This window comes from Agrobacterium sp. 22-226-1, assembly GCF_053522345.1.
The window spans coordinates 1-10,866 of sequence record NZ_JBNWCP010000034.1; the positions used below are offsets into that span (position 1 = coordinate 1).

Below are 10,866 nucleotides of genomic sequence, written 5' to 3' on the forward strand. Positions count from 1 at the left end.
AAACAGGAACTTGACCTCTACACCAGACCCGAAACATATCTAAAAGGCGGGTCAAATCTCGGTGGAAATACCGGGTCAGTTCTCAGTGGAAATCAACACGACGGGAACCGAAACTCTAACCTGACCAGATGCTTCGGTCGTCGACCTTACAACCATCTCCTGCGCTGATTCCAGTTCGGCCAACCCAGATGCTGCTCGTACGTGATACTCGCGGCCGACGTCTGTGAGGGTTGTTCCCTTTTGGGAACGTGTGAGGAGCGTTGCGCCTAGAAAATTCTCCAAACGACTGACGCGGCGACTGACGATCGATTTAGCGATCCCCAAACGACTAGCCGCACCAGCGATACTACCAGTCTCGACCACCCGAATGAAGGAGATCAAGTCCAGGATCTCGACAGACTCAGGTTCCGCCATTAGCAACTCCGAGCTCCAGTAAACGCGGCTACTGCAACACTGGGTGCGCGATATTGTCAAGTCTTCCAATTCGTCCGGCGCTCACACTGACGTCCTACAGCGCGCCCTACAGGTCGAGCTGAACAAACGAACCGAGCAAGTTCCGTGGTCGGTAGAAATCGCTGTCCGCCGTCGCCCTGGAAACCGAGCAGTATGGGTGCAGCGGCTCAGTGGAGCGTTGCCGCATCGACCTCACCCCGCCGGATCGCATAACGCTGCATAGGGTGCTGGCATCGTTCTTTTTTCCGCAACAATGGGTTTCGCTTTGGCAGCCTATTTCTCCAACGATTGAGATCGCATGATTGAATTGATAGAAAAGCCAGGAGAGAAAATTGGACCTCCCAACGCAAAATCCCGATAGCTGCAGTATGACGGTGCAACTTCTTGCAAAACGTCGGACGCAGTATTTTCTGGGCAAAAACATCGCGTTCTCTGACGAAGAGATTGATGCACTTATTCGCGAGGCGGTTCGCCTGTCACCTTCAGCCTTTAATTCGCAAAGTTCGCGCGTTGTGATCCTGCACCGCGATGAAAATCAGAAACTCTGGAACATCGTAAAATCGGAGTTGAGTCATATCGTTGAAGGAGACGCGAAGATGCACTTCTTCAGAAAAATCGATAGCTTCGCTGCTGGAGCAGGCGCAGTTCTTTTCTTCGAGGACCGAAATGTGGTCAGGATATTACAAGATCAGTGGCCTTTGTACGCTGATCACTTTCCAGATTGGTCCGAGCAAGCCTCCGGGATGGCGCAACTTTCGGTCTGGATCGCGCTTGCTGGCGCGGGTATTGGAGCCAGTCTCCAGCATTATAACCCGCTGGTTGACGCAAAGATCAAAAGGCATTGGGACATACCGGAGACATGGAGGTTACGCGCGCAGATGCCGTTCGGCTCCAACGAGGCACCTTTTCCCGCAAAGACAATCATCTCCGATGGTGACCGCTTTCGAAGCTTCTTTCGCTAGACCTGCGGGAAAGAACCTGTGCCTCTTTATTCAGTGTATTCATTGAGTTAGGAGAATTGAAGCGTAGGCCCAAGGTTCACATCCTTTCAAGAGTATCGATGACTTTAGAGTGCCTTGCTCATCGACCAAGAGGCGCGCTCCGCGATGAATTCCGCGAACGGTTTGACGTTCATGTGGACGCTCGCCTGTTCAAGGCCGGCCAAATAAGTTGACCGATCCTCAACCCTAACCACTGCCCATGGAAACCCGCCCGAGGCGAACATGGCGTTCATCAGGAAGCGCGCCATCCGTCCATTGCCGTCGGGATAGGGATGAACATAGCCTATCAACCAGTGGCCAAGGACTGCCCTAACCGCTGCCTCGCTTTCCTTCTCCAGTAGATCGAACAGGGTCTCCATCCCATCCGGAACTGCTTCGGACCGCGGTGGTACATGCCATGATCCGCGGAGATATACGGGGTGGTTTCGATAGCCCGCGAGGGCGCTGGGTTTCAGAATACCTGCTGCGACCGAGGGGCCGAACAGCTCGCGGTACCAATCCCTATGTTGCTTTCGGACAACGACTCCCGCCGGTGCACCGCGAAGAATCTCCGCAACAGATTCCTTCACGCTTTGAAACGCCTGCCAGTAACCGCGTGCTGCCAAGGCGTCGCGGTTTTTTCTATCCTGCTGATCTACGTCCGGATCCCACGTACCAGCGCGCACGCGATCAATGAGTTCCGGAGTAACGCTGTACCCTTCGATCGAAAGCGAGTGGTATGCGTCGTTTTTGTATATGTCCTCGACCGATTTCATAAATTCGGTGGTGTCCGAGGGAAGCCCGGGGGCAGCAGGAAAAACATCGAGGACCGCCTGACGCTGGCTTTCCCATATAGCATTAAGACGCGCCACAATGGGAGATCCACCGACAGCTAAGGTGGAGACTTGGTGGTTTTGATCGAACGGGTCTGTCTCTCTAACGTCGTACATCGCGCCTTTCATCGTTTTCAAGATATCGTCGGCGAACTCGCCTTTTCCTATGCGCCGAAATGCCCCGGCCAGACGGCCTGCCACGGCCGAATGCCCTCCGTCGAGTAATCGACCGAGGACACCCGACACATCGCGCATGGATTTCAGCACGATCTGGGCTTCGATAGGTGATCTTTGGAAAAACGCTTCAGCAACTTTCACCAGAGCGGCGTCCGCAGTATAGAACCTTAATCCGTTTTTCTCGACGAGATCGTCGCGTGGTGGCATTTGCCTGGTCTTGAGATCGTAAATGGATGTGCCAAAAAGCAGTGATAAATTGTTGCCCGTTGCCTTTGGACTGTTGACAATCACCTGGGCCGGAATCGCAGTTGCTTCTGCGTGGAGTAGCATCGATTGTTCCGGTGACAGATGCCATTCCCGTCCAAAGCGGTCGTTGCAGTAGAGGGAGCAGAACTCCCAGAATGAAGCGTACCAAAGGGTTGTGTCGCCGTCTTGGGACTGGGGTCCCGTTGACATTTGCCAGCCGCGGATGACTTCTTGGAGAAATCCGCTCCGTGTAAGGCGCTCTCGGTGTAGTCGGCTGAACTCGTCGGACTTGAAGATTCGACGCCCGCCATCCTGCAATGTTTTGAGGGCTTGCAGGGCGTCAGCCAATTTTTCATTTGGTGTAGCCATTTTGGTTCTCACGACCTCGTTGTTCTTGCGCGAACTCACAATGCCGTCCTCATAAGGCAATTTCTGTATAATTGCACGTTTTTGATGTTGTTTGTATACGCGTGTTTAATGTGAGCAAATACACGTTCATGGTGATGATTCAATAAACGTTTTTGCCGATGTGTCATAACACGTATTTGATGTCGCGATTCATCACGTTCAGATTGAGAGTGCTTGGCTGCCTTTCCTGTCAAGCCAAGCAGCCGGCATTAAGATGCAAAAGTGAGCTGGTGGTGATTGGCATCAATTAAACTGCGCGACCGGCTATCGAAAATTCCCTTCCAGCGAGCGGTAGAATTGTGAATGTATTGCGACTTATGATTGACTTATCTGAACGTCTTGAAATAGTTTTCCAGTGGGGATGGGGAACGATTACGATGAGATCAATGATATTTGTGATCGCAATTGCTGCGTCAGTGGCGGGCTGCTCGACGTTGCCAAAAGCAGAGAAGGTGAAGGCCTTCGGAGATGCCGCAACTGCTTCCTCCTCCGTCATGAAAAACGCCTTGAAGGCAAACAGGATGATTGCGGTGCGGACCAGTCAGGAAAGGGACGCCGAAGCGTTTATCAGAGGCCGTCGATTCCAGCTTGAAACGAACGATATCGATGCCGGGGCAATCGTCCAGGCCCCCGAACAGATCGCTGCCCTAGACGCGTTGGAGGAATACTCTCGTGCACTGTCGCTGGCCGCCGATCAGGGGGTGATTGATCAGCTGGAGCAGGCGTCGGTCAATCTGGGCGAGGCCGCAGCCTCTTCGGTTGTGGCCGCATCTTCTGTTGCGGCTCCTGTCGTTGGACCGGTACTCAAGGTTCCTGCCCGACTTTTCGGCTTTGCGCTCGGTAACCAATATGCTGCAGAGATACAGGCGGTCATTGTAGCGCGCGATCCGGATGTACAAGCTTTGACCTCGCGCGTTATTCAACAGATGGAGGGCGTTCGGGTCCTCGTATCAGTGCAGGTCTTGAACTACGAGATCAAACGTCAGGAAGCCCTAAAAGCAGTCCGTGGCGACAAGCGCGTGACGCGGCTGGAACTCTACAAGGAGTATATGACGGCACGCTCCGATCTCGACACGATCAAGGCCGAACAAGCGGTCATTGCAAACTACAAAGACATTCTAGAAGGGCTTGCCGAAGCCCACCATGCGCTGGCGACAGGGCAGGCCGATTCCGCGAACGTCCTTGCTAAATTTGTGGCTCTGGCAAATGACATTACCGATGTTCTGAAGGCCGTCAAAACGGCGAGGGGGGGCTAACCGTGGAGTTGAAAGACCTGATTGCCGAAATCGAAAGCAGGCTGGATGCGAACGCCTACACGAATGGCGATATCGTGTTCGCCGACCGGCAGGCTAGGGTTCTGGCCCTCCTGTTGCCCGGTGGCATTGCCAATCTTGATGTGCCATCGCTTGACGACGTCCTCGGGGCAGACAAAATCGCACCAAGTGCCGATACCAGCATCACATCGAATTCCCAAGTGAAAGCAAACTACAGCTATTCACGCGCGGTGAACGGGCTGGGGGCGGCAGCCGAGACGACAGCGGCACAATATCGACGCACGAATGAGTCGCGATATTCGAGGTTGATGGATGTCGTAATGCTGGAGCTAGCACGAATTGTGCAAGATGATCTCGACCAGTCAGCGGCGGCCTACCAACCCCTGACCGCAGCGTTCAAAGGCTCAAAGAAAGATCTCAAAGCAGCATACAATTCGGCAAAATCCAAAATCGATGCATTAAACGTCGCGGCGGCTGTGATCAAAGCCTTTGGACGGCTTATGGCGGCAGTCTGATATCAAATTCAATCTGTTGGATTTTCAAGTATCCGGTCGCTGGTTCAGATCCCTTCAAGAGCAGGGATCGGCGGAGGTGTGTCTCATGGTCCAACGGACTGTCGGGCATCGGATGCATTTGCCAGCGTGACATCGGTCCGCGCGTTGTCACGAAACGCGGCTGTACCAAGTTTTTTCACTGGGCCGACAGCTATTCCACCGAGCTCAAACCACGAGCTCCTATCCCAAAAAACACAGCCGCTAATTGAGATTGAACGCCATGCATGGTTCCATGCCGGACGCGTAGCTGATTCCTCCCCGTCGATGCCAAACTGCGATCCGAGAGGCCCATGTCGATTTCAGATACGATTTTCCGTCCTTTCGAGACGCTGATACGGCCGCTCGACATTCCCTTCCGGCCGCTGCCGTCGAAAGGCCCCGTCGCGGTGCTGCTGCATTTCATTGCGATGTTTCGCGGCGTCCTCATCGCGCTTGCCCTGTCGTCCATGGCGGTGGAGGCCATTAACCTGTCGATCATCTGGGGATTGTCCGTGATCGTCGATGGCGTGACGGCGCAGGGGGCAGAGGCTTTTCTGCGAAATGAGTGGCCACTGCTGACCGTGCTTGGGCTGTTGATTTTCCCGGCGATGCCGATAGCGTCGTTTCTTCTCAACACACTCACCTCGCACACGCTTGGCATCGCGATGCCGGCGGCCATCCAGTGGCAGGGCCACAAGGCCGTGGAGCAGCAGGATCTGGCATTTTTTCATGAGCTTTATGCGGGGCAGGTCGCTTCGCGTCTTTCGCAGGTCTCGTCGGCCGTTCAGCAGCAGATCATCAACGCGTTTCAGACCGGACCGCGTTTCCTGTTGCAAATGATAGGTTCTCTTGCGCTTCTTGCCGCCTTGTCCTGGCAGCTGGCGCTGCCGGTGTTCATCTGGATCGTGCTGAATGTGGTTCTCGCCGTCAAGCTTGCCCCCGTTTTCACGGAGCGGTCGCGGCGCTCGGCGAAACAAAAGAGCCTTGTTTCGGGCGCGATCACCGATCTCTACAGCAACATGCAGATGATCAAGCAATTTGCCGCCGAGGACAACGAGGCTGGTACAATCCGTCGCATCCTGATGAAGGCGGTGCAGACACAACACAAGGAGCAGCGTGTCTACCGTGCGTCCGAGCTGGCCGTGGTTGCGCTCAACATGGCGTTGTGGCTGGCAATTCTGTCGGTGGGGTTTTCCGGTCTGGTGAACGGCTTTATCACGGTCGGAGAATTCGTCGGCGCCGTCTATATCCTGCAGCGGTTGTCCGGGCACACATTCACCTTCCTGCAGATGGGCCAGCAGATATTCCAGGCGATCGGTACGATCAAGGATGCGATGCCTGTCATGACGACGCCGCCGACCATCACCGACAGGGCCGGTGCGGCGGAGCTGAATGTCGCGCGTGGGGATATCGATTTCGACCATATCCGCTTTGCCTACAAGTCTGGCAGGCCGGTGATTGATGATCTGTCGCTGACCGTGCGCGCCGGGGAGAAAGTCGGACTTGTGGGGTTGTCAGGTGCGGGAAAAACGACTCTGGTCAATCTGCTCCTGCGTTTCTACGACATTCAGGAGGGCGCCATTCGCGTCGACAGTCAGGATATTCGCGAGGTCTCGCAGATGAGCCTGCGCCGCAATATCGGGGTGATTGCCCAGGACGTGGCCCTGCTGCACCGGTCGGTAGGCGACAATATCCGCTACGGGCGGGCAGAGGCGACGCAGGAGGAGGTGGAGCGGGTGGCGAAAGTGGCGAAAGCGGATGGCTTCATCGCGGATCTCGCCGATAGTGAGGGGCGAAAAGGGTATCAGGCCTTCGTTGGAGACCGCGGCATCAAGCTTTCCGGCGGGCAGCGCCAGCGGGTCGCCATTGCGCGCGTGTTGTTGAAAGACGCACCGATCCTGATCCTCGATGAAGCCACCTCAGCCCTTGATAGCGAGTCCGAGGCCGCCATTCAGGAAAAGCTCAATCTGGTGATGGAGGGCAAGACGGTGATCGCCATCGCGCATCGTCTGTCGACCATTGCACGAATGGACCGGATCATTGTGCTGGATCACGGCCGGATTGTCGAAGAGGGGCGACCGGACGAACTGGTCGAGCGGGACGGGCTGTTTGCACGGCTCTGGAAACGCCAGATTGGCGGCTTCATTCCTGAGGATGAGTAGGTGACGTTATAACAGGCAGTCGACCATCTCGCGGAAACCTGTGCTTCGTCGCTGCTACGAGATGGCGACGATCGAATAGTCCGGCGTGCCTTGCCAGCTCAGATCCCAGGACGCGCCGGGCCGGACGTTCTGGACAGCCCCCGGATCGAAACAAACCAGGCAGTTTCCGACGGGCGCACGGACGGAGGGATAGATGAGGCCGCGGCTTCCATCTCTTCGCAACCGGGCGGCCAGTTCCTGTCCCTCGAGATAGCCAACCTCCGGGTCCGGGTTGAGCGCGGCGTGTTCGGGCTCATCGGTCAGGTCGTCGAATTCTCCGATGAAGTCGGAGATCAGTTCGACATAACGGGCGCTGTCATGGAACAAGCCGGTGAAACGGAGTTCGCGGGTTCTGTGCCATGCGACCTCCGCGACCGATACCATCACGTCCCAGGCGCAATACCAGGCGCCGCGATCTTCGGAGTTGAAGCGGTTGCCGCCTGTCCGCGTATAGGTGAAGGCCGCATTGACGTGCGTGTCGCCGTAGATCCTGAGATCACGGTTGCGCCGCCGCCAGGCGAGCTCTCGCGGATCGAGATGCGGATTGCGGCCGCGCTCGGCGAGCAACCGGGCGCTGGTCAACCCCTCGATCTCGGCCAGAACCTCCAGTTCCTCATCGCTGTCGACCAGACCGCGAAGCGCCGGCGGCTTGTGGTAGGTTGCGGGCAGCAGGCGGACCAGTCCTCGAACCGACAGTTCGGTTTTCCTCATGCGCCGCCCCGCAGCGCGTCGAGATAGGTTCGGATCGCCAGAATTTGCGGGAGGCCGCCGTCGATGGCGGTATCGACCGGCCGCGCGCCGCTGAAGAGAGGGCCCGTGTTCGGGCGTGTGAACCAGCTTCTGGAGAGTTGCTCAGAGAAGTAGAGTTCGAGCGACTTGTAGATCCCGATCACGGCACTGAGGCGCAGCAACTGGTCCTTCGTTAATTCGCCGGTAAACCCCGGTTTGCGCGCGCGCTTCCATGTGCTCTCCGACATGTCGGCGAGGCTGGCTGCTTCCCTGAGGCTCAGCGACCATGCATCGGCGACCTTGGCATAGGCCTTGAGTGCGACGGCATTGAGTTCCGAGGGTTTGTGGGGCTTGACGGCGATTTGCATAGTGGCCTCCTGATAGTCGCAATGTAGGCCATATGATCGTAAAGTAAAGATCATATGGCCTGATATTTGATCGTAAAGTAAAGATCATATGGCCTGATATTTGATCGGGAAGTGGCTCCCGCTGCAAGAGCCTTGGCTCTTGCTTCGATAATTGCGTCCTGGACCAGAGAGCAATGCGCGCATGCTCGCGCCGAAATGGGTGGCGAGCTGCATTGTGGCCAGTATTTGCAACCAGGCCGTATGTCTCGGGCTTTCCGCATTTTCGGAGGAGGTCCTTGCAAAGACGACTGACATCCTCCAGCCTTTCATCATCGGTATGTATGCACGCTCGATAGACCGGAGAAAATATGGGACATTTTAGAATTGTTTATCAGGGTTTTTCGCTTGATCTACCAATAGCGGAAGAAGGCATCGTGCTCAGGGCGGTATCCGGTTCCTTCCCCGGCCAGACGCCAGGCGATTCCATTGGTCTGAATCTGAATCTGACTTCCCCGAAGTTTTTCTTCGATCCGCATAATGACCCGGAGGATGATTTCGCCCAGTGGCTGAACCCCTTCCTCGACACACAGTGGCTAGCTATCCCGCTGAAACGCTTCCAGAACCGCGACTACCGTTCTCTCGATGGGTTCCACGTCGAATTCAGGGGTGAGGGAACTCGCAATGCCCTGACCAATGAGGACTGGTGGGAAGCTCCTGGACTTGTCACGACATACAGCGACGAGTTCTTCAAACGCGCTGACATAACCATGCATCATGCCGGAGGCGGGAAATTCAAAGCGGATGTTTCGGGCGAAACACAGTTTGGGACGGGTTTTGACATTTCGTTCGACGCACCACTGGCCGTTCAGCTGAACGCCTATCGCAATTCGGCAACCGCGGATGAACTGTTGCAATGGTTTGACAGGTTCTTGCGGAAAGATGATTTCGTTTTCTCGGAAGAAAAACGCGGTGAGGATCTGTACCTCAGGGGAGCTGTCAGATAGCCACCGCTTTGGCCGCAATGACTGCCTCCGTCAAAAGCAGGGAACAGGCGTGTACGGATTTAGGGCACCAAAGATCATCTGCAATCAGCCACGAAACCTTTCCTGCCATTCTTTCGGTCCGACTCCCAATCTGCGCAGGAACAGCCGCCGCATCGTTTCCGGTGATCCGAAACCGCACTTTCGGGCAGTCGTTGCGACAGAGGTGCCGGTCTCCAGCAGTCCCTGCGCTCTTTCGAGGCGGATCATCTCGACCGCCTCAGCCGGTGTGCGACCTGTACGTTGCCGGTAATGGCGAACAAAAGAGCGGCGGCTCATACCGGATTGGTCGGCGAGGGTTTCCAACGTGATGTGGTGCGCAAGATTTGCAGCGATCCAGGCGTGCAGTTCCGTGAACTTGTCGTCGACCGTCTGAAGACCGAGTGGCACACTGAACTGGGACTGGCCTCCCGGGCGCTTGAGAAAAACGACAAGCTCGCGTGCGACGGCGAGAGCAAGTGCGCGGCCGTGATCTTCTTCTACCATCGCCAGAGCGAGGTCGATCCCTGCTGTCACACCCGCCGAGGTCCACACTGAACCGTCGCGCAGAAAGATCGGGTCGCGTTCAAGACGTACCTTTGGAAATCGGTTTGTGAACTCATCGCACCGGCGCCAATGGGTAACGGCACGGCGACCATTCAGCAGGCCTGCCTCCGCCAGCAGGAATGCGCCGCTGCAAACAGAGGCCATGCGCCGGACACGGGGTGCGCGATCGTGAACCCATTCGATCAGTGCCGGCCGGTTGCAGGCGGCATTGACGCCGCTGCCGCCAGCGACGATGGCCGTATCGGGTGCAGGTTTGCCCGTTGGCAAGGTCTGGCAAAGCAACGTTATGCCGGAGTTGCAAGTCACCTGCGTCTCTTCCGCGACCAGGGCGATTTCGTAATGCGGCCCGCTGGCCATTGCCCGGGACAACCTGTTGGCAGATGCGAACACCTGGGCCGGGCCGGTTGCATCGAGAACCTGGGCATCTGGGAAAACGAGGATTTCGATCTGATGCAACATCACGATTGGCCTGAAACGAGGGAATATTGGCATTCGTGCCATAGCATTTACCGCGATGGTGGCTGCGTCAAGACAGGAGAAACCAATGACCCTTCGCTTCGGTATTCTGTGCTTCCCGGGTGTTCAGCAGCTCGATCTCACAGGCCCTTATGAGGTATTCGCTTCCGCGCGCGATACGCAGGTCGAACTCGTCTGGAAGACCACCGAGCCGGTACGTGCTTCGACCGGATTGTGGTTGACACCCGACAGGACCTTCGAGGAGGCGCCAGCCTATGATGTGATCTGTGTGCCTGGCGGCGGTGGCGTAAATCCCCTCTTGACCGACACGGAGACACTGGACTTTGTGCGGTCCCAGGCGAAAACGGCGCGCTTTGTCACCTCGGTCTGCACGGGTTCACTGGTGCTTGGTCAGGCCGGACTCCTTGCCGGCAAACGGGCAGCTACGCACTGGAACGCGATGGATTTTCTGCAGCGGTTCGGGGCGATCGCGGTGGACGAGCGCGTTGTCCGTGATGGCGCGCTGATTACCGCAGGCGGTGTTATACCATCGCTCAATGATCAGAACTCATTGGCCCATTTGCGGTGACCGATGGACATGATGCGCCATGGCTGGCTTTCGAGTTTCCGCCAGGCGTCGCAG

General features: G+C 56.5%; 10 protein-coding genes and 1 pseudogene. 6 read left to right on the top strand and 5 right to left on the bottom strand.

The genetic code is table 11. The annotated features are described in order from the left end of the window. Nucleotides 1-75 precede the first annotated feature (75 nt). Nucleotides 76-414: a LysR family transcriptional regulator gene (locus ACQZ5K_RS26610; RefSeq protein ID WP_448742024.1), complete on the bottom strand. Its 339-nt coding sequence runs from the start codon at nt 412-414 to the stop codon at nt 76-78. 407 nt (nt 415-821) lie between these two features. Between ACQZ5K_RS26610 and ACQZ5K_RS26615 the strand changes: the two genes are divergently transcribed. After that, complete coding sequence (locus tag ACQZ5K_RS26615; protein ID WP_448742032.1) at nt 822-1,415, top strand: nitroreductase family protein; 594 nt, start codon at nt 822-824, stop codon at nt 1,413-1,415. A 104-nt stretch (nt 1,416-1,519) separates the two neighbouring features. On the opposite strand, the gene ACQZ5K_RS26620 is transcribed toward ACQZ5K_RS26615, so the two are convergent. Then, nucleotides 1,520-3,097: a Fic family protein gene (locus ACQZ5K_RS26620; protein WP_448742025.1), complete on the bottom strand. Its 1,578-nt coding sequence runs from the start codon at nt 3,095-3,097 to the stop codon at nt 1,520-1,522. Between the two features lie 377 nt (nt 3,098-3,474). On the opposite strand from ACQZ5K_RS26620, the gene ACQZ5K_RS26625 reads away from it, so the two are divergent. The 3 genes from ACQZ5K_RS26625 to ACQZ5K_RS26635 all read left to right on the top strand — a co-directional run bounded on the left by ACQZ5K_RS26625 (nt 3,475) and on the right by ACQZ5K_RS26635 (nt 7,066). After that, a complete protein-coding gene (locus tag ACQZ5K_RS26625; RefSeq protein ID WP_448742026.1) occupies nt 3,475-4,353 on the top strand; it encodes a hypothetical protein in 879 nt (292 codons plus the stop codon). Nucleotides 4,354-4,355: 2 nt separating this feature from the next. Then, nucleotides 4,356-4,886 (top strand): hypothetical protein, encoded by a 531-nt coding sequence (locus ACQZ5K_RS26630; protein WP_448742027.1) that lies wholly within the window; start codon nt 4,356-4,358, stop codon nt 4,884-4,886. 329 nt (nt 4,887-5,215) lie between these two features. Further along, a complete protein-coding gene (locus ACQZ5K_RS26635; protein ID WP_448742028.1) occupies nt 5,216-7,066 on the top strand; it encodes an ABC transporter ATP-binding protein in 1,851 nt (616 codons plus the stop codon). A 54-nt stretch (nt 7,067-7,120) separates the two neighbouring features. Here the strand turns inward: ACQZ5K_RS26635 and ACQZ5K_RS26640 are convergent, their stop codons facing one another. Both ACQZ5K_RS26640 and ACQZ5K_RS26645 read right to left on the bottom strand, forming a co-directional pair. Next, a complete protein-coding gene (locus tag ACQZ5K_RS26640; protein WP_448742029.1) occupies nt 7,121-7,816 on the bottom strand; it encodes an RES family NAD+ phosphorylase in 696 nt (231 codons plus the stop codon). Further along, a complete protein-coding gene (locus ACQZ5K_RS26645) occupies nt 7,813-8,202 on the bottom strand; it encodes an antitoxin Xre-like helix-turn-helix domain-containing protein (RefSeq protein WP_448742030.1) in 390 nt (129 codons plus the stop codon). Before ACQZ5K_RS26645 ends, ACQZ5K_RS26640 begins: the two co-directional genes overlap by 4 nt. Nucleotides 8,203-8,549: 347 nt before the next feature. On the opposite strand from ACQZ5K_RS26645, the gene ACQZ5K_RS26650 reads away from it, so the two are divergent. Then, entirely contained in the window at nt 8,550-9,185 is a 636-nt protein-coding gene (locus ACQZ5K_RS26650; protein WP_448742031.1) for a hypothetical protein, read from the top strand. Nucleotides 9,186-9,269: 84 nt separating this feature from the next. Here the strand turns inward: ACQZ5K_RS26650 and ACQZ5K_RS26655 are convergent, their stop codons facing one another. Further along, nucleotides 9,270-10,223 (bottom strand): GlxA family transcriptional regulator, encoded by a 954-nt coding sequence (locus ACQZ5K_RS26655; protein WP_448742033.1) that lies wholly within the window; start codon nt 10,221-10,223, stop codon nt 9,270-9,272. Between the two features lie 88 nt (nt 10,224-10,311). Here ACQZ5K_RS26655 and ACQZ5K_RS26660 point away from each other — a divergent pair. After that, nucleotides 10,312-10,782: pseudogene (locus tag ACQZ5K_RS26660) on the top strand (DJ-1/PfpI family protein); the annotation flags it as partial. Between the last annotated feature and the right edge of the window lie 84 nt (nt 10,783-10,866).